Source organism: Ralstonia sp. GX3-BWBA (assembly GCF_003290055.1).
GTDB lineage: Bacteria > Pseudomonadota > Gammaproteobacteria > Burkholderiales > Burkholderiaceae > Ralstonia > Ralstonia holmesii.
In genome coordinates, this window is sequence record NZ_QMKS01000023.1 from 121,771 (window position 1) to 146,805 (window position 25,035).

The 25,035-nt window shown below is 64.1% G+C and carries 20 protein-coding genes; 10 read left to right on the forward strand and 10 right to left on the reverse strand.

Annotated elements, in window-relative coordinates; all coding sequences use genetic code 11:
• The 6 genes from DOD19_RS21930 to DOD19_RS21955 form a co-directional block, all read right to left on the reverse strand.
• On the reverse strand, positions 1-1,365 hold the full coding sequence (locus DOD19_RS21930) for a type II and III secretion system protein family protein (RefSeq protein WP_024978687.1): 1,365 nt from the start codon (positions 1,363-1,365) through the stop codon (positions 1-3).
• Positions 1,358-2,287 carry a Flp pilus assembly protein CpaB gene (gene cpaB / locus DOD19_RS21935; RefSeq protein WP_112188100.1) on the reverse strand — a complete coding sequence of 310 codons (930 nt, stop codon included), beginning with the start codon at positions 2,285-2,287 and terminating at the stop codon, positions 1,358-1,360. Before cpaB ends, DOD19_RS21930 begins: the two co-directional genes overlap by 8 nt.
• A 52-nt stretch (positions 2,288-2,339) precedes the next feature.
• Entirely contained in the window at positions 2,340-2,807 is a 468-nt protein-coding gene (locus tag DOD19_RS21940) for a TadE/TadG family type IV pilus assembly protein (protein ID WP_239498083.1), read from the reverse strand.
• Between the two features lie 100 nt (positions 2,808-2,907).
• The gene (locus DOD19_RS21945; protein ID WP_024978684.1) at positions 2,908-3,372 is read right to left on the reverse strand and encodes a prepilin peptidase; all 465 of its coding nucleotides are present in this window, start codon (positions 3,370-3,372) and stop codon (positions 2,908-2,910) included.
• A 92-nt stretch (positions 3,373-3,464) separates the two neighbouring features.
• On the reverse strand, positions 3,465-3,644 hold the full coding sequence (locus tag DOD19_RS21950) for a Flp family type IVb pilin (protein ID WP_024978683.1): 180 nt from the start codon (positions 3,642-3,644) through the stop codon (positions 3,465-3,467).
• 569 nt (positions 3,645-4,213) lie between these two features.
• Positions 4,214-5,338 (reverse strand): collagen-like triple helix repeat-containing protein, encoded by a 1,125-nt coding sequence (locus tag DOD19_RS21955; protein ID WP_112188104.1) that lies wholly within the window; start codon positions 5,336-5,338, stop codon positions 4,214-4,216.
• A 490-nt stretch (positions 5,339-5,828) separates the two neighbouring features.
• Between DOD19_RS21955 and DOD19_RS21960 the strand changes: the two genes are divergently transcribed.
• From DOD19_RS21960 to DOD19_RS21980, 5 genes are all read left to right on the forward strand, one after another.
• On the forward strand, positions 5,829-7,235 hold the full coding sequence (locus tag DOD19_RS21960; RefSeq protein WP_112188106.1) for a collagen-like triple helix repeat-containing protein: 1,407 nt from the start codon (positions 5,829-5,831) through the stop codon (positions 7,233-7,235).
• Positions 7,236-7,503: 268 nt separating this feature from the next.
• The gene (locus DOD19_RS21965; RefSeq protein WP_112188108.1) at positions 7,504-9,189 is read left to right on the forward strand and encodes a ShlB/FhaC/HecB family hemolysin secretion/activation protein; all 1,686 of its coding nucleotides are present in this window, start codon (positions 7,504-7,506) and stop codon (positions 9,187-9,189) included.
• Between the two features lie 130 nt (positions 9,190-9,319).
• On the forward strand, positions 9,320-10,573 hold the full coding sequence (locus DOD19_RS21970) for a helix-turn-helix transcriptional regulator (RefSeq protein WP_024978679.1): 1,254 nt from the start codon (positions 9,320-9,322) through the stop codon (positions 10,571-10,573).
• A 303-nt stretch (positions 10,574-10,876) separates the two neighbouring features.
• Positions 10,877-12,964, forward strand: a complete 2,088-nt coding sequence (locus DOD19_RS21975; protein ID WP_112188110.1) for a bifunctional diguanylate cyclase/phosphodiesterase — start codon at positions 10,877-10,879, stop codon at positions 12,962-12,964.
• 413 nt (positions 12,965-13,377) lie between these two features.
• Positions 13,378-13,686, forward strand: a complete 309-nt coding sequence (locus DOD19_RS21980) for an H-NS histone family protein (RefSeq protein WP_004627393.1) — start codon at positions 13,378-13,380, stop codon at positions 13,684-13,686.
• A 120-nt stretch (positions 13,687-13,806) separates the two neighbouring features.
• Here the strand turns inward: DOD19_RS21980 and DOD19_RS21985 are convergent, their stop codons facing one another.
• The 4 genes from DOD19_RS21985 to DOD19_RS22000 all read right to left on the reverse strand — a co-directional run bounded on the left by DOD19_RS21985 (position 13,807) and on the right by DOD19_RS22000 (position 19,165).
• The gene (locus DOD19_RS21985) at positions 13,807-15,348 is read right to left on the reverse strand and encodes a methyl-accepting chemotaxis protein (RefSeq protein WP_024978677.1); all 1,542 of its coding nucleotides are present in this window, start codon (positions 15,346-15,348) and stop codon (positions 13,807-13,809) included.
• A 178-nt stretch (positions 15,349-15,526) separates the two neighbouring features.
• Positions 15,527-16,954, reverse strand: coding sequence for a PAS domain-containing protein (locus DOD19_RS21990; RefSeq protein ID WP_112188112.1), 1,428 nt, complete (start codon positions 16,952-16,954; stop codon positions 15,527-15,529).
• A 38-nt stretch (positions 16,955-16,992) separates the two neighbouring features.
• Positions 16,993-18,018 (reverse strand): UDP-glucose 4-epimerase GalE, encoded by a 1,026-nt coding sequence (gene galE / locus DOD19_RS21995; protein ID WP_024978675.1) that lies wholly within the window; start codon positions 18,016-18,018, stop codon positions 16,993-16,995.
• Positions 18,019-18,184: 166 nt separating this feature from the next.
• Positions 18,185-19,165 (reverse strand): tyrosine-type recombinase/integrase, encoded by a 981-nt coding sequence (locus DOD19_RS22000; RefSeq protein WP_024978674.1) that lies wholly within the window; start codon positions 19,163-19,165, stop codon positions 18,185-18,187.
• 86 nt (positions 19,166-19,251) lie between these two features.
• On the opposite strand from DOD19_RS22000, the gene DOD19_RS22005 reads away from it, so the two are divergent.
• From DOD19_RS22005 to DOD19_RS22025, 5 genes are all read left to right on the forward strand, one after another.
• Positions 19,252-19,458 (forward strand): hypothetical protein, encoded by a 207-nt coding sequence (locus DOD19_RS22005; RefSeq protein WP_080693713.1) that lies wholly within the window; start codon positions 19,252-19,254, stop codon positions 19,456-19,458.
• Positions 19,459-19,566: 108 nt separating this feature from the next.
• The gene (locus tag DOD19_RS22010; protein WP_112188114.1) at positions 19,567-21,618 is read left to right on the forward strand and encodes an NADPH-dependent 2,4-dienoyl-CoA reductase; all 2,052 of its coding nucleotides are present in this window, start codon (positions 19,567-19,569) and stop codon (positions 21,616-21,618) included.
• A gap of 262 nt (positions 21,619-21,880) precedes the next feature.
• On the forward strand, positions 21,881-23,473 hold the full coding sequence (locus DOD19_RS22015) for a hypothetical protein (RefSeq protein WP_112188116.1): 1,593 nt from the start codon (positions 21,881-21,883) through the stop codon (positions 23,471-23,473).
• Positions 23,474-23,486: 13 nt separating this feature from the next.
• Positions 23,487-24,368, forward strand: a complete 882-nt coding sequence (locus DOD19_RS22020; protein ID WP_162634435.1) for a hypothetical protein — start codon at positions 23,487-23,489, stop codon at positions 24,366-24,368.
• Positions 24,365-25,027 (forward strand): 2OG-Fe(II) oxygenase, encoded by a 663-nt coding sequence (locus DOD19_RS22025; protein ID WP_024978669.1) that lies wholly within the window; start codon positions 24,365-24,367, stop codon positions 25,025-25,027. The genes DOD19_RS22020 and DOD19_RS22025 overlap by 4 nt, the downstream gene beginning before the upstream one ends.
• Positions 25,028-25,035 lie beyond the last annotated feature (8 nt).

The window sequence follows — 25,035 nt, forward strand, 5'->3', positions numbered from 1 at the left end:
TTAGTTCGAGAACCCGGGCATGGTGGCCCGATCTGCCACCCCCAGAGCAAACGGCCGCCACACGGGGTCGCCTGCGGTATCGCGATCCTGCCCGCCGTTCTGTCCCGGCAGCATCTTGTCGATCGGCGCATTGCGTGCCATCGGCTTGACCAGATGCGGCGTGACGATGATCACCAGTTCGCGCTCTTCCTGGTTGTAGTTCAGGCGCTTGAAGAACGTCCCGATGATCGGCACGTCGCCCAGGAACGGCACCTTGTCGACGTTGGACAGCGTCGATCGGCTGACCAGCCCACCGATGACAAAGCTTTCGCCATCGCCGAGTTCAACGGTCGTATCGGCGCGGCGCGTAACGATGGCCGGCACCGTTGCGCCATTGAGCGTGATGCCTCGGCTGAAATCCAGGTCGCTCGCTTCGGGCGCCACTTTCAGGGCGATGCGGTTTTCCGACAGGATCGTCGGTGAGACCGTCAGCCCGATACCGAACGGCTTGTACTCGATGGTGGTGGTCCCCAGCGCTTGCGGCACGGGAATTGGAATCTCGCCGCCGGCCAGGAAGTTGGCGCTCTGGCCGGACAGGGCAACCAGGCTTGGCTCGGCCAGCACGCGCGCCATGCCGTTCGATTCCATCAAACTCAGGTTGCCAAAGAGTCCCTTGCTGACCGACCCGATCAGCAGGTTGAACGCGGAGCCGATCGGCATGGTCGACTCGGTCGACAACCCCGTCGAGCCGAACGTGTACTTGGTCAGCGATGACGGCGAGAACGTGTTGAAGCTGAAACCGCCGCGCGTGCGGGTGAAGGAGAAGCCCGCTTCCTTGAGCACCGTCTTGCTGAACTCCACCACACGCACGTCGACTTGCACCGTGCCCGGCACGTTCATCGAAGTGGTGTCGATGACGTTGCCGTCTTTGGGCTTTTCCCCGCCGCTGGCTGCGGCGGCCGAGCGGCGCGCACGAGCCAGTGCGTAAACATCCTTGGGCTGACCTGAAACGACGGCGGTATCGCCCTGCGCAACCACGGCCGGATCGCCCGGCAGCGGCGCCGCGGCGTCCACTTGGACGTTGTAAGTCGTCGCAACGCCGCCTTGCGTCCAGACCATGACGTTGGCCGCACCCGGCTTCTTGGCGATGATCAAAACGCTCGTGGCCGTACCGCGCCCCTTGAGCAACAGCGCATCGGCAATCTCAGGGTTACCGATGGCAATGCGCTCGAGCGGTTTGCCCAGGCGGATTTCGCGCTGGCTGCCCGTCAGGAGATGAAGCGTCTGGCCGGTCGGTGCCGTCTCAGCAAATGCGCTCGACACGAAGGCGGCGCAGCCCAACGCGAGTACGCCCATCCAACCGCGAACCATGGCGGCATCAGTCATGTTGCTCCTCACGTTTTCCTGCGCGGATGATCTCTACGCCGCCGGTGGCGACTGTACTGGCGCGTGCGGTCTCGCGCGTTGATGCCACCACGGGCAGCGGCGGCACTTGGAGCACCGGCGAGCGGCGCGTCGAGCCAGTCAGGCTGGCCATCGACACGCCGGCCTGTGCCACATCCATCGGATTGCGGTTGGCGGCCGCCAGCAGGGCGGCGTCCTGCGGCTTCACGGTCGGCTCGGCGTCGTCCCCCGGGTTGCGCAGCGCCAGCAGCAGACGACCGCTCTGATGTGCCATCGCCAGTTGGCTGACAGCCTCCACCGGCACGGCCAGCACGGCCGTCTTGGCCTGATCGACCTTGCGCGTCACCCCGTTGTTCTCGGGCTGCTTCTGCGCCCCTTCATTGACGGCCAGCGGGCCAAACGCCAGCACGCGCAGGTGCGGCAACAGCAGACGCGCCTGGCTGGCTTCAACCTCCTGGCCGTCCTTGCGCATCACGAGAAACACGTCCACGTAGTCGCCCGGCATGACGCGGTTGCCCACGCCAATCACCTCGTCCACATTGATGGCGACCGCGCGCTGCCCGGCCTCCACCTGCTGCGCAAGGCCCGACGACAGCTGCGAGGCAATCAATGGGACACCGACGCCGACCGGCAGAATGGGTTCACGCCCGACCACTTTCGTCACGTCCGAAAACGCCTCTGCCGGATTGATGGGCAGTTGCTCAATGGCCACCTGGTCTGCGGTGATGGGCTTGCCCGCCTCCAGCGGTTTCATGGTCACGACCACGGGATAGACGGTTTTGCCATCTTTCTGCTCGGCCACGGGCGCCGGCGGGCGATGCGCCGTCTTCCATGCCACGGCGCCAAGAATGGCAGCCAGCAGCAACAGCGCGGCGGCGAAGATCTGGAGGTGTTTGCTGGTCATCTGGGCGGCGTGTCCGAGCGGTCGATCGAGAGGGTCAGCGAACTGAAACGTGTCAGGAGCCAGGCACCAGCTGCACGACGGCAGAGCCCGTCAATGTGTCCGGTGCGGGCAACAGGGGTATCGAAGGCAGCAACGGACTATTGCCGGAGGTCACGGGCAACGTCAGGACCACGCTCAGGCATTGCATGCCCGCCACGTTCTGGCAGTTCACGAGCGGGGTGCTGTTCTGATTGGTCTGGACCCGCCCGGTAAGGAAGGTGGGGAGTACCGACGTCACGGCCGCATAGGCAGCCGCCACGCGCTGCGTGTTGGAAGGCTGATAGCGGAGCGCGGCGCGTGCGCCCTCTTCCGCCGCCAGGGTCAGCGCCTGCTGCATGGCGAGGATCATGCCGTAGTACACGATGCCAAGCATGAGCACCAGCAGCACCGGCACGACGATGGCAAATTCGACTGAAGCCGCGCCACGACTGCCTTGCCGCCCGGGGCAGCGGCCAGCATGCGTGCGGACTTGCGGGTGCATGCGAGCACCCTCCCGTTCCCGTTGCAATGTCGGCATGGCCGACTCCTTTCTTATAGGCTGGCCGCTTGGCGGCTCTTGTTCAACGCTTCAACTGTCTGAACTACATGCCCGGCAGCCATGGCATGCGCATCGCCGGGGGCACCCATGGCAGGCTCAGCAACCCGATTGCCATATAGGCGGCGTACGGGATGCCGCGGCGCCCTGCCTGAGCGATGTCCCAACGCACGATCGCTGGGCACACGCGCATCACGATCCATGCAGGTGGCGACGACGCGTCGAACTGGCGTAACACCATGATGGCGAGCGCATGCAGGCCGGAAATCATGCTCGAGACAAGCCATACGGCCACAAGGCCATGCCAGCCTGCCAGCAGGCCGACGACAGTGAAGAACTTCACGTCGCCGGCACCCATCCAGCCGAGGGCGTACAGCGGCAGAAAGCAGGCAAACGCGATCGCTCCGCCGAGCCAGAAGTCCTGCCAGTCATAGGCAAGCGCCTGTACCCCGCCGAACTTGATCAGGGTGACAGACAGCACAACTCCCGCAGCGACGAGCCAGTTCGGCACACGTCTTGCACGGAAATCCTGCGCAATTGCAACCAATGAAAGAACTACGACCGCTGCCCAGCCTGGCGTATCGACGTGGCCGTACCAGGTTGCTAGCAAGCCACGTTCTTGTTGACGGCTTGGCAGATGGACGCGAACACGCTCTCAAGCTTGGTACCGAGCGTGGACACGATTGTCACGATCGCTGCTGCGATGAGGCCAGCGATCATGCCGTACTCGACGGCGGTGGCACCTTGTTCGTCACGGATGAACTTCAGAATGGCGTTCTTCATGATCTCTCTCCTGTTTGTGCACTCGCCCGCGGATGTGTTGATCCCGACCAGCTTTCGGCGCTCCAACCGTAGCCAGTTCATATTGACTAATAGCGAATTAAACGCATGGGGATTTACTGCGATGACACGACCAGCAAAAAAAATCGCTGTTCGCGCCGTTCCACTAATGGAACGGAATTCAAATATCACCGGACGAAGCGTCCCGAACACGCCCGATGATCACCACACGCCCCCCATGGGCATTCATTTTTTTCGGTCATGTCACGTATGTCACGTAACACCCCGTAACAACTTTATAGGCGTGCGGTGCCGCAAACAAAATAACTCAATTGAGGTACTTGCCCCAAATTAGAGTGAAGTCTCTATTTAATTTCGTTAAAGACGTGCCAACCCTCTGAAAACTAATGGAAATCCCCTAATGATTCTAAGACTAGATCAATTATCTGGATGGGTTTCCCATTAATCCTCGGGGCCGGTCTGAACGCTCCCCATTTCTGTCCAGGCAAAAAAAGGATGCGCGAGCGACGGGAACACGCCCGCGCACCTTCAAGAGCACAGACAGGTACTGCTCAGTGCGCTAGGCTGCCAACGCCGCCCAGCAAGTTGGTAACAGGGGCCAGCGGATTGCTGCCCGATGCGCCGCCGGCCGCGCTGGTCGCGCCGCTCAGCAGGTTGGTGACGGGGGCGAGCGGATTGCTGCCACCGGCAGCGCCGCCCAGCAGACCCGTGACAGGAGCCAGGGGGTTGGAGCCGCCAGATGCGCCGCCCAGCAGGCCAGTCAACGGCGCCAGCGGGTTCGTGCCGCCAGTGCCGCCGCCCACGCCGCCGAGCAGGCCACCCAGCGGATTGCTGCCCGCCGAGCCGCCGGTCGTGGCAACGCCGCCGATTGCCGCGACCGTGGTGCCGAGTGAAGTCACCACCGGGCCCAGGTTCGAGACCACCGGCACGCCCGTTCCGGTGATGGTGTTGCCGGCGCCGGCCACGCCGCTGCCAACGGTCCCCAGCAGGTTGTTCAAGGCGCCGCCCAGGCCCGTCGAATCGCCAATCATCTGGGTGGCGCCGCTGACCTGCGTGGTAACCGGCACGATCGCCGTGCTCAGTTGCTGCGTCACCTGCTGAACCGCGCCGGAAGACAGCGCGCTGCCCAGCAGCGTGCCACCGCCGATCAGCGCCTGGCCGATCTGCTGAACGCCGCCGCCCACCGGCTGGGTGATCGGGGCGAGCGGTGCGCCAGAGCCTTGGCCGAGGCCCTGCACGAGGGAGCCGGCGCTTACGGTCGCCTGGCCGAGATCCGTCACGACATTGCCGGTGCTGGCCACCGTCGTGCCGATCGGGTTCGGGTTCTGGCCCATCTTGCCGAGCCCGGTCTGGATGCCCAGGCCGAGATCGCTAACCGCTTTGCCAGTGTTGTCCACGGTGCCGCCGAGGCCTGCCTTGGCTTGGTCCGACAGGCCGGGAATGTTCGCGTTCTGGAGCGTCGAGCCGAGGCTGCTGACTGCCTGGCCGGTCGCCACAACGGTGTTGCCGGTGCCGTTTGCGACCTTGCCAACGGGCGTCACGCCCGTCGTGTCGCTTGGGCTCGGATTCGGCGAACTGCCCGAGCCGGAGCCTCCCGAAGAACAAGCCGCCAGCATCAGAGCGGCGACAGCGCAGGCCAATGGCGCAATGCGAATGGAGTGTCGAATGTGAGTCATGGTCCGTCCCCTTCTTGGAATGATGTGTCTTGATGTCTGAGCTCGGTATTGCGGACTGCGGGCCACATTCTGCAAATGGCATGCCAGGCGCGGTAGAAGCCCGATTCAGTTTTCAAAGGACGGCGTGGTTATTGGTTTTGTGGGCACCGCGCCAGGTGTTACCCCGCCCTGAACGCGGACTGTTCCCCACCCAAATCCGTGTTCCGAGCGTTACGACGTAACGTGACACGGGAACACAATTTCCCTCAGACATAACCCCCGAAACAAACGTTTAACCCCTACTTTGGTGGGGTATGTAATCCCATATTCTGATTAGTTTTCACAATTCCTCCATTTTTATTGAGCTAAACGCGGCAAGTTCACACACCTCATTACGCATTGCGTAATAACCATGACATGGCACACCGTTTGCAGAGTCCGGCCACCTCACATCGACAGTGAGACCTTTTCCAGCTGACTTAAGCGGACTTTTTAAAACGGGAGATCCATCATGAATAAGAACATCAAGTGCCTGGCCGCCACCATGGCAAGCCTGTTGGTTTTGGGTGGTTGCGCCAGCTCCGGTTCAGGCGACTTGGGCAGCTCGCTCGGTGGGTCGAACGGCGGCGGCTCGAATAACAACGGCAGCGGTTCAACACCAACGCCTTCGCCGTCCCCCTCCCCGTCGCCTTCGCCCTCGCCTTCGCCGTCCCCCAGTCCGACTCCGGCACCTGCGCCGCTGACCCCGGCCGGCGCTGTCCTCAACAATGCAGGCGGCATCGTCACGGCAGCCGGCTCGACCGTGAGCGGCCTGGGCAATACCATCGCCACCGCACCGCTGCCCTCGCAACTGAGCGGCGCGCAAAGTGGCCTGGGCGGCGTGGTCGAAAATGCCGGCGCGACAGTCTCGGCACTGGGCACTGGCATTCAAGACGGGTTGGGCAGCATCGGCCGCAACGCCAATCCGGTGGGCACCACGGTTTCCAGCCTCGGGAATGTGGTGACCGGCGCAGGCAACACGGTCACGAGCGCCGGCACGCTGGTCAATAACCTTGGCACTGGACCGCTGGCGCCGCTGGCTCCGGTGACGACACCGCTGGCAGGCGTGGTCACGCAAGTCGGCCAGGCGGTTGCCAACGGCGGCAGCACGCTGGGCTCGGCCCTGTCGACCGGCCCGGTGGAACAACTCACGCAGCAACTGAGCACGGCCATCGTGCCGCTGACTTCGCAGATCACCAGCGGGACACAGACGCTGGGCGCTGCCACGGGCCTCGGCTCGCCGGCAAACACGCTGCTGGGCACGATTGGCGGCGCGGTGGCCAATGGCGGCACCGCACTCTCCGCAGCGAACGTTCCGGTGGTGAGCGGTCTCGGTGGCGTGGTGACGGCCACGGGCAACACGGTTGCCGCGCTGGGCGGCGCGGTCTATTCGCCGACGGCATCGGGTGGCAATCCGCTCGCTCCGATTACGGGCTTGCTGGGCGGCCTGGGTGGCGGCACGGGCGGTAGCAACCCGCTCGCTCCCATCACTGGCGCACTTGGCGGTCTTGGCGGCGCTGGTGGCTCCAACCCGCTGGCTCCGATTACGGGCTTGGTGGGCGGCCTGGGTGGTGCTGCGGGCGGCAGCAACCCGCTGGCTCCGATCACCGGCGCACTGGGTGGTCTCGGCGGCGCTGGCGGCTCCAACCCGCTGGCCCCGATCACGAGCGCACTAGGTGGCCTGGGCGGTGCAGCAGGCGGTGCCAGCAACCCGCTGGGTCCCGTCAGCACGATCACGGCCCCCGTCGGCAACGTGGTCACCACGGTGGGCTCGGGCCTGACGTCGGCCGGTGCGGCCACTCCGCTGGCACCAGTTACCGGCGCGGTGGGCGGTCTGCTGGGCACGGTGGGCACCGCACTGGGCGGCACGCCCCGCTGATCCACGATCGAGGCTTCGGCGGACCGGCTATCACGCCAGTCCGCCGCTGTCGCGTTTCAAACGCATCGATGCCGCGCAATGCGGCATCGTCACTGGGCTGGCTGCCACGCATCGACGCATCCCAGTATTTACCTGGGCCGTTGCGTTGCGTGAACGCTCCCTCTATGTGTCTTGTTGTAAAGCACCATGTCTCGCGGTTATCGTTTGATGCAACGCGCGGCTGCACGGCTTCGCGACACTACAAACGAAAATCACGGAGGAGACAGGCGTGCGGACCACCACCATGCGGTTGGCCCTGGCCACAGGCATAGCACTGACCGGCCCGGCGCTGAGCTGGGCCCAGAGCAGCCCCAACCAAGGCAACCCGATCGACACGCTTCCCAAGGTCGATACCTCCCGCCCGCCCCAGCAGAAGATCCAGGTGGAAGTGCAGCGGCCGAATCCGGCGCTGGAGAATCTGCTCGCCTCGCATCTCACACCGACCAAGTTCCAGATCGAAGGCGTCAAGACGCTGCCGTTCCCCGAGGTCGCCGCGCATTTCGCACCGTTGGCCGGGCACGACGTCACCGTCGCGCAACTGCTGCAGGCCGCGAACGATGTCACCAAGCTGTATGCCGACCGCGGTTTCCCCCTCTCGTTTGCTTTTGTGCCGGCACAAACCTTTGAAGGCGGCGTCGTGCGCGTCACCGTGGTCGAAGGCTATGTGGCACGCATGCGCATCGAGGGCACACCCGGGCCACTGGAAGGCCGCCTGCGCGAAATCTCGAAGCGCCTGATGAACGAAAAACCCCTGCGCCGCGAAACATTCGAGCGCGTGACCGGTGTGCTCGCGCAGCAACCGGGCGTGCAGATCACCGCGACCGTGCAGCCGCCCACCACCACGGATGGCGCGAGCGAACTCGTGTTGAACGTCAAGCGCCAGCCGTACACCATCGGCACGGGCATCGAATACCGTTCGCCGGGTGTGCGGGCGATCATCACAGGCACGCTCAACAGCGTGACGCCGCTGGGCGAGCAGATCACCGTGTCGACGCTGCAACCGCGCGGGTCGGATCACGAGACGTTCTACTCCGCCACTTGGGCGCAGCCGATCGGCACCGACGGGCTGCTTGCCAAGCTCACGTGGTCGCACTATCGCGGCATGCCAGAAAATCTGCCGCTGGAGCAACTGGGCTATCAATCGCGCTACCTGACCGACACGCAGCGGCTTGGGTTGTCATTGAGCTATCCGGTGCTGCTGTCGAACTCGCGCAATCTGACGGTGACGGGCACCGTCTATGGCAACGACGACAAGCAGCGCTATAACCCGCAAGACACTACGCTGGCGCAAACTGAGCTGGATACCAGAGTCCGCGTGGCCGGTGCCGAGGTTCTCTACACCGAGGTCAAGCCCGGTGAGACCCGACGCGCATCATTGGGCTTGTACCAGGGTATCAATAGTCTCGGCGCGGGCAAGGCCGCCTCCGTCAACGCCAACAACAACGTCGACCTGAGCTTCCTGCGCACGCGCATCACCGCCAGCGAAGCCCACGACCTGCCCATGGGCTTTGGCGTGGTGGTGTCGGGAGCCGCGCAGTACAGCGGCGCGGTGCTGCCGTCATCGGAGCAGATCAGTTTTGGCGGGCGCTTCTTCGGCCTCGCCTATCCGGCTGGTGAGGTGGCGGGTGATCGGGGCTGGGGCGCGTCGGTTGAACTCAACCGCGCCTTCCAGGTATCGATGGATTACCTGAAAACCGTGCAGCCCTACGTGCTGTACGACACCGCAAAGGTCTATTCAAACGCAGGCACGCTCGTGCATGATCAGCTTGGATCGATCGCGCTGGGCGTGCGCTTCTCCGATCGGAAGTACTACACGCTGGACCTCGCCGTCGCGCGCCCCGTCGGCGACAAACCGATCAACTCAAGCTCGCGCAGCCTGCGGTTCAACGCGGCCTATACCTACCAGTTCAACTGACGCGCCAATATCGTGAACACGTGAACTAATTTTTTTATATTTTTTATATTTTCAGCGCTGAAAGTCACCCATACTCCCCTCTGAAGGGGGGGATACATCGCCGCCGGAATTTGGGAGCATCGAAAGCGGAATGTTAAGTTTTTCCAAAGAGTTGCCGATTACCACAGAAGTCGCGCAGAACAACAATAATCATTACAGCGACGGCGGCATCACGCCGCAACACGCCGACAGCAAGGGATTGCATTCAGAGCTGTCGCAATACGCACCGGGGGCCATCATGCTGCAACGTCTATCGGATGACGCAGAGTTCCATCGACTCGTCGATACCATCTACGAGGCGGTACTTGAGCCTGCGCAGATGCCGATCGCCCTGGCCCTGCTCTCTGTCTACGCCGGCGCCGAAAGCGCACACTATTTCGTCTGGGACAAGCACACCGACACGCCGCGTCACGGCGTTTCGTCGGGCTGGTGCCAGCACTGCCCGCAGCCGGGCCACTGCAACGCCTTCTGCCAAGATCCGCAACTGCTCGGCCCCGGGCAACCTGAAGAGGCGCCGTCGGCATCGATGACCCTGATCGATACGCCCGACATGCGCGTCACGATGCGCCTGCGCACGCGCGACGACGATCTGTCGGAAGTCAGCGCCATCGACCGCGAGACCCGCCTGCAGCGCGTGCTGCCGCACCTGCAGCGGGCTGCGCGCATGCAGCAGCGCAATCTGGAGCTGAACGAACTCGCCGCGCTCGGCATGGCCGGGCTGGATACGCTGGACTTCGGTGTGATGGTCATCGAGCGCACCATGCGCGTGAAATACGCCAATGCCTGGGCGCGCACGATGACGACGGGCGACGACCGTCTGTCGCTAGATGGCGGCCTGCTGCACTCGGCAGATCACACACACGACGCTGCACTGCGCAACCTTATCGAACATGCCGCCGGCTCTCTCGGCGTACAAGGCGCGGCCGGTTCGTGGATGTACCTGGCGCGCGATGGCCGCCCGGTACCCTTCATTGCTACGCCCCTCGCGCCCTCCGATGCAATGCGTTCGACCTGGGCTTCGCCGCTGGCGCTGGTACTCGTCGGCAACTCCGAGGCCCGCTCGGTCATGGACGCCGGCGTGCTCGCCTCACTCTTTGGGCTGACCAACAAGGAGTGCATCGTCGCTGCGCGGCTGGCCGCAGGCGAAACCTTGCAGGAAATTGCCGAGCGCGAATTCCTCTCGCTGCACACGGTCCGCGTGCATATCCGCGACATCCTGCGCAAGACCGGCACGCATCGGCAGTCTGAACTGGTGCGCCTGTTGCATTTGTTGCCCAGCGTCGATCTGGAGCGTGCAGGCGCCGCCACTCCGGCTTCACGCCGGCGCGGCCGCCTCAATGCCTGAGTTCGCGCCCCATTTTCCTCTCCACTTAGCCTGACTCCGACGCCCAACCACGGGCGTCGAGCCATCCGCGTATACCCGGCTCACGTTTCGGCAGTTTCTGCCGATCCTCTAAGACAGGCGTGGCGCCGTCATGCTTGCTTGATGCGAGGCGGTATCCGCGAATGATCCCGACGCATTCTGTGAATAGCGCGCAACAAACGCGCTTTTTCGCGGCCTGAAACGACAGGTTTTTGCGCTATCCTCGCCGCAAAACACAGACTAGGCGCTGGTCGTAGATCGGGGGGCCGCGCCGGATGCGCTCGCATGCATAACGATTTCCATATTGCGCTGCTGCTGTTTGCGTGGGTCTGCACTGGGCTGACCACGTTTGCCGCACTGGACGCTGCGACACGTCTGCCGGGGGGCTCGACGATCGCAAAACGCCGCAACTGGCGCATCGCCTGCGCGGCCATTCTTGGCATTGGGTTGTGGTCGGGGCTTTGGCTAGGCCAGCTTGGCCTGCATCGGCAGGTCGGCACACCCATATCCGCGCCGATTGCGGCGACGCTCATGACGGCGCTGGCAGCATCGCTGGCGGCTTTCTCCATCGTGTTGCCAGACACGTCGTCCTCCAATGGCGCACAGGCTCCGCGACGACGCAGCATTGTCATGGGCGCCATGGCGCTTGGCATCGGGCTGTTGACGATGGAGTTGTACTTGACACGCCCCTGGGCGCATGACGAGGCCTTGCCGCTGCGCCGCGCCCTGCTTGGCTGGGGCGGCGGCACGCTGGTGCTTGGCGCAGGCGTGTGCCTGGCAATGTGTATGGCGTTTCATATGCCGCCTGGGCAGCGCCGCGCCGCCGTGGGTTTGCGTGCACGTGCTGCGGCGGTGCTGGCCACAACGGCTGTGCTGTCACTTGTGTTGTGGCCGGGCGCTACCGCATGGCCTGCGGACGAATCAACGATGCACATCGTGCCCGTCATCATGCTCAGTGCCGGCGGCGTGCTGATTGCACTGGGTTTGCATGCGGTGCTGATGATGCTTGAAACACGTGTCGACTCGGCGCAGGCGCACCTGGAAGCATCACTGGCGCGCGTGGCAAACCACACGCCTCGGCCCCAACTCCACGACACGCTGACAGGTCTGCCGAACCGCCTGCATCTGCGCGAAGCACTAGAGGCGGCAATTTTGTCGTCCACGCGGCGCGGGCGTCCGTTTGCCCTCTTCTATCTGGATCTCGACAACTTCGGTCAGATCAACGACCAATACGGCCGCAACGCGGGCGACCGCGTGCTGCAGATCATTGCGGAGCGCCTTCGCCAAGCCATTCGCGGCGAAGACACCGTGGCACGCCTGGGCGGCGACGAATTCGGCATTCTCGTTGAAGGTCTGGCACTGCCCGAAGCTGCCGCCACCATCGGCGACAAGCTGCTGTTCCGCCTGCGGGAATCGGTGGAAGTGGATGGTCGGCGACTGCGCGCGACCGCCAGCATTGGCGTGGTCGTCCATCCGCACAACGGCGCGACGGCGGACACGCTGCTTGAACATGCCGACACCGCCATGTTCGATTGCAAGCAGTCCACCGGCAACGCCTACCGCTTCTTCGAGCCACGCCTGAACACCACCGCGCACCGCGTGTTGCAGATTCAACGTGCGCTCTCGCATGCAGCGCTCAACGGGCAACTCTCGGTGTACTACCAGCCGAAGTACGATGCACGCACGCAGGCCATGACCGGCGCTGAAGCGCTGCTGCGCTGGAATCATCCGGAGCTGGGCCCGGTGTCGCCTGCGGAGTTCATCCCGCTGGCCGAACGCACCGGCACGATCGTCGAACTGGGCGATTGGGTGGTCGAAGAAGTCTGCCGCCAGATCATGCATTGGGATGCCATCGGCATGTCGCCGCAACGCATTGCCGTCAACCTCTCGCCACGGCAATTCCAGCAGCCCGATCTCGTGCAGCGTCTGTCGCAGATCCTGCATCGCTATCAGGTGGCCGCGCATCGGTTGATGTTCGAGATTACCGAGACGGCGGCCATGCGCGATGCCGGCCAGAGCATCGCGGTCATCCGTCAAATCCAGTCGCTGGGCTTTGAGGTAGCCATCGACGATTTCGGCACCGGTTATTCCAGCCTCAGTTATCTCCAACGCTTTCGGGCCCAGCAAATCAAGATCGATCGCGCGTTCGTCTCTGCGCTCGACGACAATCCGCCCGAGGCAGCTGCCATCATTCGCGCCATTTGCGCGATGGCCCACTCGCTGGACATGACCGTGGTGGCGGAAGGCGTGGAAACCGAAGCGCAAATGCAGGCTCTGGTGAATCTGCAATGCGATCAGGTGCAGGGCTATCTGCTGGCCCGCCCGATGCCTGCCAAGGATTTTCAGGGGTTACTTGGAATCGAGTACGCCTGAACGGACGACCTCGAATAGGCGGCACTGAAAATGCGCCGTTCTGATGCAGGCGATACAGCCTTTCAGCAACCTTTCATCTTCATATTCGGAAATATTGGACGAAGAAGAGATGCGATTGCCGAAGCAATGAAGCAGTCACATAAGAAAGGAATTGTGTCGGGATTGCGTAGATAGTGCACTGCATCGATTGCAATACTGCCCAATGGTTTTTGCAATGGTTCATATGTTTACGAATTCGACATATCGCGCAAATGCCGGCCCCATGCAGGTTTGTGCAAGCGCAGTGCAGCAGAAAATCCACGCCGTTGACATGAGGTCTTAACGAAATTCAATTCTCACGTGCAAAGTCGTTATAATGCGCTGGGCTACGGGGAGCGTGCCCATGTTTCAATTGCAAAGTTGAGGAATCCATAATGCCGACTTACAAGGAAATCGTTCAGAAGATCTCTGAACTGCAGCGCCAAGCCGATGAACTCCGGGCAAATGAACAAGCGACGGTGATCGCTGAAATCAAGCACAAGATCGTGGAATACGGCCTGACCGCCGAAGACCTCGGTTTTGGCGCCAAGGGGGCCGTGGCCTCGAAGAAGGCTGGCCGCAAGGTGCCGGTGCGTTACCGCGACAACAACGGCAACACCTGGACCGGCCGTGGCAAGCGCCCGGGCTGGCTGGTAAAGGAGCTGTCGTCGGGCCGGAAGATGGAGGATTTTCTGGTCGCCTGAGCAGCGCTTTCAGCGCAGCATTCCGAGCCCGCACGAAGAGGCGCGCCGGAAACCACAAAAGAGAAAGGCCGGCGAATATGCCGGCCTTTTGCATTTCTGCTCGACAGAGGTCAGGCGCCGTTATACCTGGAAGCGCCCCACTGCCGTGCGCAGCAATTGCGCCTGCTCTTCCAGCGACAGCGCGGCGGCCGCCGCCTGCTCCACGAGCGCGGCATTCTGCTGCGTCACTTCGTCCATCTGATTCACGGCCTGATTGACCTGCTCGATGCCGGAACTCTGCTCGTCAGACGCCGCAGAAATCTCGCCCATGATGTCGGTCACGCGCTTCACGGCAGTTACCACATCCTGGATCACCACACCGGCCTCTTCCACCAGCGCCGAGCCGTTCCGCACACGGCCCACCGAATCGCCGATCAGTTCCTTGATCTCCTTGGCAGCGCTTGCTGAGCGTTGCGCCAGGCTGCGCACCTCGCCCGCCACCACGGCAAAGCCACGGCCCTGCTCGCCGGCGCGTGCGGCCTCCACAGCAGCGTTCAGCGCCAGGATGTTGGTCTGGAAGGCGATGCCCTCGATCACGCCAATGATGTCGGCAATCTTCTTGCTGCTTTCGTTGATGCCGGACATGGTCTCGACCACACGCCCGACCACCTCGCCGCCCTTGACCGCAATATCCGACGCGTTGACGGCCAGCGTGCTCGCCTGCCGCGCGTTGTCGGCATTCTGCTTCACGATGCTCGTCAGCTCTTCCATGCTCGACGCGGTTTCCTCCAGCGACGACGCCTGCTGCTCCGTGCGCTGCGACAGGTCGGCATTGCCGGCGGCGATCTGCTTGGTGGCGCTGGCAATGGAATCCGCCGAGTTCTTGATGTCGCCAATCGTGCCGGTCAGTTGCTGCTGCATCTGCGACATGGCGAAAAGCATGCTGTCACGATCGCCCGGGCGGGTTTCAACTTGCACAGCCAGATCACCCGCGGCAATGCGGCCGGCAATGTGTGCGGCATAGGCCGGCTCGCCCCCCAACTGGCGCTGTAGGCTGCGCGTAACGGCCACGACCACCACCGTCATCAGCAAGCCGACGCCAAACAGCAGCCCCAGTGCCTTGAGGAGCGAGGCGTGGAATGCGGTCGCGATGTCGTCCATGTAGGTGCCCGTGACGAGGCACCAATCCCACGGCTGGTAATACAGCACGTAGCTCTTCTTCGGCTGCGGCGCCTCCGCGCCGGGCTTCGGCCATAGATAGTCGACAAAACCGCCGCCGCTCTTGCCCGCGCGAGAGATTTCCTGGAACAGATGATTCCCCGCCGGATCGGTAAAACCCGACATGTCCTTGCCGTTCATTTCGGCTTTGATCGGGTGCATCACCATCACCGAGTTGGTCTGGTTGATGCTGAAGTAGCCGTCCTTACCGTAGCGGATCACCTTGATGCGCGCGAGGGCCTGGGCGCGTGCGTCGTCGGCGGTGAGCTTGCCGTCTTGCGCCATCTGCCCGTAGTCCTTGATGATGCTGAATACGGATTCACTGATGTTCTGCAAGTCGCGCTCGCGTTCTTCCAGACGCAGGGTGCGGGTTTCCCAGGCGCTCCACAATGTGATCAACAACAGACAAAGCCAACTCAGGACGAGCGGCAGCCACAGCTTCTGACGAAGCGTGAGTCGATTCATCTTCCTTCCCTCCAAGCGTTTCTTTTGCCCGCGCATGGCACGAATGCCGTTCGCGGCGCTCCCCTGGCGCGATTACACGCGCTCTGCTTGAGCTATCGAACACAAACACGAAAAACTTGAGTAGGACATGCACTCAAGTGCCCGTTCGCCAGCGAGAAAGGGAAAGAAAGCAAACGCCTCAGCGCAAGGCGTCAGGATTGATGCTCGGAAGCGTGCCGCCCGTGGACGTCGTGGCGGGCACGGGCGTTGATGTCGATTCTTTTTGCGGTGCGACAGCTTCTGCGGCGGGATGATCGACAGGCGTCCACGACTCCCACAAGCCATGGCGACGCAGCGTTTCGGGCGCGTCGACGGAGGCTGAATAAGACGCCACGGCAACTTCTGCCGAGGCCACCTTTGCTGCCACCTCGATATGCGACCCTGCCATGCGCACGGCATGGCCACCGGCGTCACGCACTGCCACGCCGTGCGCGGCAATCTGGCGATAGCTGCCATCCTTATGCCGCATGCGGAATTCCGCCACGTATGCGGGCGTGTTGCCGTCAACGTGCGCCTGGATGCGATTAAGCACCATGGGCAAATCATCCGGATACACCAGGCGGAGATATTCGCTCGTGCTTGGGCCGATCTCCTTGAGCGTGTAGCCGAGCATGGCGGCAAAGCGCGTGGAAAACTGCGCGGCGCGCGTGACCAGATCGAACTCCCAAAGACCGAAATCTGCGCCGTCGAGCAACAGTTGGTGGCGTGCAACGAGTTCTGCTTCGCGGCGGCGGTAACTCTGCTCCAGGTCGTTGAGCGCCTGCACGGTTTCCTTGCGCAGACGAATTTCGCGCGCTGCGATGGCGGCGGCAGTGTCACCCGTAGCGCGGTCCCGATAGCCCAGCAGCAAAGCAGCGAGCACCGTTGCAACTGCGCCCATCACAAGCAGCAACCGCAACCCTGCCGGCGCATCGCCCGGCATGGCGGAAAGCGTCGAAAACGAGCCTGCGAGCGACGCCGTGTACATCGCATCCACCGTCAAGGCGGTGCCAAACAGCACGCTCACAAACAGACTCACGCCCGGGCGGCGTACCGCCACCCCCGTCGCGCCCGATCGTGCAGAGAGCGCAACCTGCAGCGCCGCCGCACACGCCACTGCCGACAGCACCATGACGATGCCGAGCAGCCCAGCGTCTTCCCAGGCGGTGGTGCTGAAGCTCGTCACGCCCGCCAACAGTAGCACCGCCACCGGGCCACTCCCGCTCAGCAACACGCCAAGCAACATGGCACGCACTACGCCTGCGCGGCCGCCCAGCACGCACCACAGCGCCGCAACGGCCAGACTCCAGCAGAACGAAGCCAGTGTCATTACAAGCACAGCGGTGTCTTTGTGCAGCGGCCAATGCGCAAGCAGCGGCAGCAGCGGCACCGCCCATAGCCCAACCGCCGAGAGCAACGCTGTCATGACCAGCGGCACGCGCGTGCGCGGCGCCATCGCACTGCGCAAGTCATCGAGCAACCGCAACAGCAAGCTGCCCGCGCCGCAGGCCACGACAAAGGGCAGCAGCGCCGGCGACAATGCACGCGCCATCGTACTGATCAGGTGAGCGATGAACGCCTCATCCACGAGGGGATGTCTCCTGTTGGTTCGAGCCGTTCAATGAATCAGCCACGGGTCTGAAAGCCGTCCGGATTCATGCTCTGCCAACGCCACGAGTCTTCACACATGCGCTCGATGCCGTATTGCGCGCGCCACCCCAAGAGTGAAGCCGCGAGTGCCGGATCGGCATAGCACGCTGCAATATCGCCGGGGCGACGATCCACAATCTCATACGGCACAGGCTTGCCGCTGGCGCGCTTGTAAGCCTCAACGACTTCCAGAACCGAATACCCACGGCCCGTGCCGAGGTTGACGGTAAAGCCGCGGCCATCGCGGCGCAGCGTGTCGAGCGCCGACAAGTGACCGCGCGCCAGATCCACCACGTGGATGTAATCGCGCACGCCGGTACCGTCGGGCGTGGGCCAGTCGCCGCCGTAAATCGAAAGCTTCTCGCGCTTGCCGACCGCCACCTGCGCCACATACGGCATCAAGTTGTTGGGGATGCCGCGCGGGTCTTCACCGATCAGGCCGCTGTGGTGCGCCCCCACCGGGTTGAAATAGCGCAGATAGGCGATTTTCCAGGCGGTATTGGAAATCTCCAGATCCCGCAGCACCTGCTCGCCCATCACCTTGGTCTGCCCATACGGGTTGGTGGCGGACAGCGGAAACGATTCGGTAATCGGCACGGTATGCGGATTGCCATACACCGTTGCCGACGAACTGAACACGAGCTGCCGCACGTTCGCATGCGCCATGGCTGCGCACAGCGTGACCAGCCCGCCCATATTGTTGTCGTAGTAAGCCAGCGGCTTCTGCACCGATTCGCCCACCGACTTGAGCGCCGCAAAGTGGATGACAGCTGAGATACGCGAACTGGCAAACAGGTCGTCGAGCAGGCGGCGGTCACGCACGTCGCCCTGCACGAACTTGGGCGTCTTGGCAGTGATCTGCTCGATGCGGGACAGCACAGTCGAACTGCTGTTGCAGAGGTTGTCGAGGCCGATCACCTGGTAGCCCGCATCCAGCAGTTCAACCCAGGTGTGCGAGGCGATGTAGCCGGTAGCGCCGGTCAGCAGAATGGTTTCTGTCATGGGGTGCGAGGTATCGAGGAAGGAGAGAGCTAGCGTGCCGGTTTGAACCCGGCATCGTCGTTCTACGCTGCGTCGACCTGCTCCGCAGCGCGCAAAACAGCGCGATCATAGCAAAGCCCGCCAACGGCTCGCGGGCAGTTTGAAGCTCTGGTTGCCCAAAACGGCACTACGGCCGGCCGTCTGGATGGGCAGCCGCCTGCCACTCAGCATAGGCCGCGCGCAGACGCCACGCCGAAGTCGCATCGCGCAAGCCCAGTGCGTACCCCACCTCAGCAGGGTCTGCGCCTGCGTCGAACAGCGCGGCGGTGTAGCCGTTACGCAGCGTCTGCGGTGACAGCCGCTCGCTGCGGTGCAACAACGCCGGCAGCGCGGCCAGCCATGCCTCCACGCGCCGGTATACCGACGCCGCGTGCATGACGCGCCCGCCGGAATCGGCAACGAACACGCGCTCGCCCGGCACCTCTGCGTGTGCGCGCACCGCCAGCCAGGCGGCCAGCGCGGGGCGCGCAGCTTCGAGCATGGGCGCCTTGTACGACGGACCGCGCGGCCGCTCGACGGTGATCGCCTCCAGCGCCTCGTCTACTTGGCGGAGCAGCAGCGATTGCACCTGCGCGACCTTCAGCCCCGCGCCATGGCACACGGCTACGAGTGCGCGGTCGCGCGCCAGTTTGAACGCGCTGGCGTTGGCGGCGGCTTCGCTGGCCTGCGCGCCCACCTCCAGCGACGCCTCGATTGCCGCACGTTCAGCCGATGAAAGGAACGTGGTCGGATCGTTCTCACCTTCGGCCAACTTCTGCTGCACCGCAGAGCTTGCAGGGTTGTGCGTGCCGGTCCGTTGTTGCTCGATCTGATGGAAGACGCGCTCGATCAGGCGCGCGTAGCGGTAGCGATGCAGCTTGGTCAGGCCCGACTCGTCGAGAAAGGCGGCAATGTCGCCGGCGCTCCAATCGGCCAATGCGCGCTGGTGCGACTCCGCCCAGCGCAGCCATTTGCGCCACATCGCGCGGTACACCGTCGCCGACGATTCGCGATAGCCGCGTGCGGCCAGCCAGTGTTCGAAGGCTTGCGCGGGCCGCTCAGCCCAGTCTTGCAGGCTGGGCTGAAACAGATCCGGAACGGGCGTGGCGGGCGGCGTGAACGAGGTCAATGCGGTAGCGGAAATGCAGAAAAACGGGCGCGGGCGGACCGGGGGTTTGGCAATTCGCGTATCCTGCCGAGCGTAACACGCAGCCCATGTATCCCATTGCGGACCCCATCGTGAAGAAAACAGACCTCGAAAAACTCAAGGGCCTCAAGATTGCCAACAACATCAAGCGCGGCAGCCAGCGCACCGGCAAGCCCGACCAGGGCACCGGCAAGGCGATTCCCCAGAACAAACTGCTGAAAGCGCTGCTCGGCAAGCCCGCTGAAGACGACGCGAAGAAGTCGGGAAAATCCTGACGCGCCTTCCACACATCTAGAGCCCCGCCCTGTTGTTCCAACGGGCGCTTGGGTGCTACCGTCCGGCGCGTTTCCACATCATCGCAGCGCCTGTGCCCTGCGCCGGACATGCCCTCCTCCACGCCCGCCTCGCCTTACCCCCACCTGCTCCAGCCCCTCGACCTCGGCTTCACCACGCTCAAGAACCGCGTGCTGATGGGCTCGATGCACACCGGCCTGGAAGATGGCAACCACTTCGACCGGCTGGCCGCCTACTTTGCCGAGCGCGCACGCGGCGATGTCGGCCTGATGGTCACGGGCGGATTCGCACCCAACATTGCCGGGTGGACAAAGCCCTTTGCCGGGCGCCTCGCCACGCATGGCGCCGCACGCCGCCACCGCACGGTCACCAACGCCGTGCACGACGAAGGCGGCAAGATCGCCCTGCAGATCCTGCATACCGGCCGCTACGGCTATCACCCGTTTGCGGTGGCTCCCACCGCGTTGCGCTCGCCCATCAGCCCGTTCACGCCACGCGAGCTGTCGGAGCGCGGTATCGAACGGCAGATCCGCGCCTTCGTGCGCTGCGCCCAACTGGCCCGCGAAGCCGGCTACGACGGCGTCGAGATCATGGGTTCCGAGGGTTACTTCATCAACCAGTTTCTCGTCACGCACACCAACAAGCGCACGGACGACTGGGGCGGCAGCTATGCGAACCGCATGCGCCTGCCCGTGGAAATCGTCCAGCGCACGCGCGAGGCTGTCGGCAAGGATTTCATCATCATCTATCGCTTGTCGATGATCGACCTGATCCCGGACGGCAGCTCGTGGGAAGAAGTCGTGCAACTGGCCAAGGCCGTGGAGCGCGCGGGCGCCACCATCATCAACACGGGCATCGGCTGGCACGAGGCACGCATCCCCACCATTGCGACGAGCGTGCCGCGCGCGGCGTTTGCATGGGTGACGAAGAAGATGAAGGGCGAAGTCGGCATCCCGCTGGTGACGTCCAACCGCATCAACACGCCGGAGGTGGCCGAAACCGTGCTTGCCGATGGCTGCGCCGACATGGTGTCGATGGCGCGCCCGCTGCTGGCCGATGCCGACTTCGTACGCAAGGCCGCAACGAACCGCGCGCAGGACATCAACACCTGCATCGCCTGCAATCAGGCATGCCTGGACCACGCATTCAAGGCCAAGATTGCGAGCTGCCTCGTCAACCCGCGCGCTTGCCATGAGACCGAACTCATCATCCGCCCGACGCCCGTCAAGCGCCGGTTTGCGGTGGTGGGCGCGGGGCCTGCGGGTTTGTCGGCAGCCATCACGCTGGCCGAGCGCGGGCACACCGTAGACCTGTTTGACGCGGCGCCGGAACTCGGCGGTCAGTTGAACATGGCCAAGACGATCCCCGGCAAGGAAGAGTTTCACGAGATGCTGCGTTACTTCAAGCGCCGGGTTGAGGCCACCGGCGTGACGCCCCGCCTGGGTGCGCGCGTGGATGCGCAGCAACTACTGGCAGGCAAGTACGACGAGATCATCATCGCGACAGGCGTGTCGCCGCGCAATCCGAAGATTCCGGGGCAGGACCATCCGAGCGTTCTGTCGTACATCGATGTGCTGCGCCATCGCAAGCCGGTGGGCAAGCGCGTGGCGATTGTCGGTGCCGGTGGCATCGGCTTCGACGTGGCGGAATTCCTCGCGCTTGACGGCCACTCTCCCACGCTGGATCTGCAAACGTGGCGCGCCGAATGGGGCGTCGGTGATCCGACCGAAGTGCGTGGCGGTGTGGATGGCATACGCCCTGAACCCCAAACACCCGCGCGCGAGATCGTCCTGCTGCAGCGGCGTGCCGGCAAACTCGGCGGCGGGCTGGGCAAGACCACCGGTTGGATTCATCGCACAAGCCTGAAGAACCTGGGCGTGCGCATGGTGGGTGGCGTCAACTACGAGCGCATCGGCGACGAAGGGCTGCTCGTGAGCTACGGTGAAAAACGCGAAGCCGCCGAATGGCTGCCGGTCGATTCCATCGTGCTGTGCGCAGGGCAGGAGCCGCTGCGTGAATTGGTCGAGCCGCTGCAGGCGGGCGGCGCCAAGGTGCACATCATCGGCGGCGCCGACGAAGCGCTCGAACTCGATGCCAAACGTGCGATCGACCAAGGCACGCGGCTGGCTGCATCGCTGTAGCGCGGGGCCGACTGGATAGCGCGTCGCATGAAGAACTCAGCGTTCGCTTCATGTTTCGCGCTTTCAATGAGAGTTAAAAAAATAGACGCATGAAAGGGCTTTCCTGCGCTTGCTGAAGTGCGCGCCGTGACCTTAGATGCCATTGCGCAAGCCGCTCAACCGGCCATCAGGCCGCAGTAGCACGCAAGAGGAAGCGGCACGCCTTGCGGTGGGGTGGGATGGTGCATGGGCACGACCACGGCCATCGCCGGAGGATCGCGCCATGCCCGACCAGCCTTCCAATCCCGGATCATCCGATCTGCTGCGTGCTCTTGGCGCAGACCTGTCGACCCATCCGAGCGTGCTCTCCGAGCGCGAGCGCGAATTGCTCGCCAGCCTCGTCGCACAGCTCAAGACGCAGACCACCGATCCGAACGTAGGCAACGCGATTCATACCGCGCTGTCCAACACGCTCGGCAAGCGCGCCAGCGATGTCCTCGGTGCGGCCATCGCCTCGCATCTTCTGGGCGCCGGCAGCCGCGTGCCGGTACAGGTCAATCCGGCGGTAGGGCCGGTGGTGGCGCATCCGGTGGCGCCCGTGGTGTCTGAGCCAGGCATCTTTGGCCCGATTGCCCCATCGCCCATCGGCCCCGTCGCGAATGACCCGAGCGGCGGGCCATGGGTGTGGCCGCCGTTGAACCCGCCGCCGCTTTTTCCGCCATCTATTCCGCCTGTCCCGCCGAACCCGGGGCCGGGCCCGGTGCCCGTTCCCATCCCCATTCCCGTCGATCCACAACCCGTACCGGTTCCCGGCGTACCGCCGTGGTTCCCAATTCCCGTGCCGCCTTCGCTGCCGCCGGACGACCCGTTCTTCCCGCACGGTCCCCAACCCATCTTTCCACCGATCCCGCTCGGCGATCCGGGTGTTCCGCCGCCTCCGGAACCGATTGATCCGGGCGATCCGCAACCGATCGACCCAGGCTGGCCGGGCGACCCCCAACCTGGCGAGCCGGAAAATCCGGAGCCCGTCGATCCTGGCGAGCCCGGCCCGGTCGGTCCTGTCGGCCCCGGCGACCCTGGGGACCCCGGCGGCCCAGGCCCTGTTGGGCCGGGCGAACCGACTGGCCCCATCAATCCTGGGCCGGTAGATCCGGGTGGCCCCGGACCTGTCGACCCTGGGAGCCCTGGAGACCCGGGCCCCGTCGATCCAGGCCCGTCAGACCCCGGTTCGCCAGAACCTGGGCCATCCGACCCGGAGGGCCGGTGGAACGGCGTGCTGGATCCTGGCGCGCTCGAATCCATCGTCGACCAGTTCGCCAGCATGGCGGTGTTGCAGCAGGTGGCCGGTGCAGTGGCTGCGGCGGGCGCGCGCTTTGAAACCCAGGTCGTCTACACGCGGTCGATCGAAGCCAGCGAAACCCTGGCTCCTGCGCCGGTGCGCATCCAGGTGCTGCGCGACGCTCCGCAGATCGACAAGCTGCTCGTCGGCCCCGTGGAGCAGGCCTTGCCGGGTGCCGCCCGCCGGCTTGCGCCGCGTGCGCGGCAAGTGGGCCGGATTCGTGTGTCCGTGCTCGCGCTGCAGCCCGGTACCAGCACGCGCGTCGATCTGGCCAACCAGCCTGCGCACGCCAACGACGTGGTGCTGGTGGCAACGCTCGGCAGCACGGGCACGGCCAGTGCATCGCTGCGCATGCTGCGCGGACCGCTGCGCCTAGCGGGTGTCGACCCTCGCCGTGGACAGATCGTGGTACCGCTCTCCACGGGGCGCGCCGTGGTCGTGCCCGCTTTGCGGCCTGCGGAGATCGTCGCCCCTGTCGGACCCAACGCCAAGCCGCTGCTGGTCGCTGTCGTGCTGGCCGAGCTTTCGGTCAAGTAAAACGGAGGCCTGCGTGATTGCCCCCATGCTCGACTATCAGCCGGACGTTCTCGCACCGCGTGCAGCGGTGCAGCGCATCCGCGCCCGCGCGATGTCGGATCAGCCGCTGCGTATCAATCCGCGGCTGCGCTTTGGGCAATCGGAGCAAGGCTGGCTGCTGCATGTTGAAGACCCTGACCGTCGCATCGGGCGCACCTTCGCCGTCAGCCCGAATGTCTGGAGCAGCCTGCGCCGGATGCGGCCCGGCGACGTCGCCCCGTCAATGGACCCGTTCATGCATAACGTGCTCGTTGACGCTGGCGTGCTGGTATCGGCCGCCCAAATCGATACCGCGCAGGTGCCGGCGCTCGAAGCCGCGCGGGCGTCGTTCGCCCGGGAAAGCTATGGCGTGGTGACCGACGCCCTGCACCCTTACGAGGTGGCAGTCGTGCGGCGCTACCTCCGTCATGGCGTACGCACGGGCGCCATCCGGTTTGGCGACCCGCAGGTGCCACGCCGATACCGAGCCCACAATGATCCGATGCTGCGAACGCTGCAGGCGCGCCTCACGCCATTGATCTCGCACGTGGTGGGCGTTCCGGTCAAACCGTCGTACGCCTACCTTGCGGCCTATACGCAGGGCGCGGTCCTGCACCGGCATGTCGACCGGCCGCAGTGTGAATACAGCCTGACGATCGCCGTGGACTACACGCCCGAACCGACGCTCGAAGCCTCGTGGCCCATCCGTCTGGGCCTGCCCGATGCCGAAGTGCTGGTCTATCAAAGCCTGGGCGATGCGCTCGTCTATGCCGGCCCGCGCGTGGTCCATTTTCGTGAGGCCTTGCCCGAAGGACACATCTCGACCTCGCTGCTGCTGCACTACGTCAACCTCAACTTTCGTGGGTCGCTCAATTGAAATTCGAACCACAGCACTTGCCGACGGCATCCTGGCCCGACCTCTTACCGGTGGAGCTCGTCCACCCGCCTTGGTGGGCGTCATGCGACGAATTCCTGCCGCCCAACGAACTCGAACTCGTGCGCGAAGCCGCGCTGGCGGACCCGGCCGCATACCGACCTTCAGCCGTGCTCAACACGGCCGGCGGCGGCGTCGAACTCGACATCCGCAGATCGCGCGTGCGCTACGACGAGCCGACCATCGTGGCGTTGTTCGAGGAGCGCCTGCTCGCCTGTGCCGACAACATCTTCGAGCGCTTGCGCATCGCGCCGTTTCCGGTTCAGCGCCTGGAAGTGCAGCTCACCGTGACTGGCCATGGCGAATTCTTCAAGGTTCACAACGACAACACCCATGCGCAGTTGCGCACGCGCCGCGTCACGTTCATCTACTACTTCCATCGCGAGCCGAAGACGTTTGAAGGCGGCGACCTGCGGCTCTATGCATCGCGCACCGATGGCCGGCGCTGGCGCGAAACCGCAGATTTCGTCGACATCGCGCCCGTGCAGAATCGGCTGATCGTGTTCCCCAGCTTCCTCATGCACGAACTGCGGCCCGTGAGCGTGCCATCGGGGCGCATGGAGGATGGCCGCTTCACGGTCAACGGGTGGTTCCACAGTTGAGGCCGCTA

Bases quoted from the DNA above. Each gene is read 5' to 3' on its own strand.
- DOD19_RS21930 (WP_024978687.1), bottom strand. From the start codon at position 1,365: ATGACTGATGCCGCCATGGTTCGCGGTTGGATGGGCGTACTCGCGTTG.
- cpaB (WP_112188100.1), bottom strand. From the start codon at position 2,287: ATGACCAGCAAACACCTCCAGATCTTCGCCGCCGCGCTGTTGCTGCTG.
- DOD19_RS21940 (WP_239498083.1), bottom strand. From the start codon at position 2,807: ATGCACCCGCAAGTCCGCACGCATGCTGGCCGCTGCCCCGGGCGGCAA.
- DOD19_RS21950 (WP_024978683.1), bottom strand. From the start codon at position 3,644: ATGAAGAACGCCATTCTGAAGTTCATCCGTGACGAACAAGGTGCCACC.
- DOD19_RS21955 (WP_112188104.1), bottom strand. From the start codon at position 5,338: ATGACTCACATTCGACACTCCATTCGCATTGCGCCATTGGCCTGCGCT.
- DOD19_RS21960 (WP_112188106.1), top strand. From the start codon at position 5,829: ATGAATAAGAACATCAAGTGCCTGGCCGCCACCATGGCAAGCCTGTTG.
- DOD19_RS21970 (WP_024978679.1), top strand. From the start codon at position 9,320: ATGTTAAGTTTTTCCAAAGAGTTGCCGATTACCACAGAAGTCGCGCAG.
- DOD19_RS21975 (WP_112188110.1), top strand. From the start codon at position 10,877: ATGCATAACGATTTCCATATTGCGCTGCTGCTGTTTGCGTGGGTCTGC.
- DOD19_RS21980 (WP_004627393.1), top strand. From the start codon at position 13,378: ATGCCGACTTACAAGGAAATCGTTCAGAAGATCTCTGAACTGCAGCGC.
- DOD19_RS21985 (WP_024978677.1), bottom strand. From the start codon at position 15,348: ATGAATCGACTCACGCTTCGTCAGAAGCTGTGGCTGCCGCTCGTCCTG.
- galE (WP_024978675.1), bottom strand. From the start codon at position 18,018: ATGACAGAAACCATTCTGCTGACCGGCGCTACCGGCTACATCGCCTCG.
- DOD19_RS22005 (WP_080693713.1), top strand. From the start codon at position 19,252: ATGTATCCCATTGCGGACCCCATCGTGAAGAAAACAGACCTCGAAAAA.
- DOD19_RS22010 (WP_112188114.1), top strand. From the start codon at position 19,567: ATGCCCTCCTCCACGCCCGCCTCGCCTTACCCCCACCTGCTCCAGCCC.
- DOD19_RS22015 (WP_112188116.1), top strand. From the start codon at position 21,881: ATGCCCGACCAGCCTTCCAATCCCGGATCATCCGATCTGCTGCGTGCT.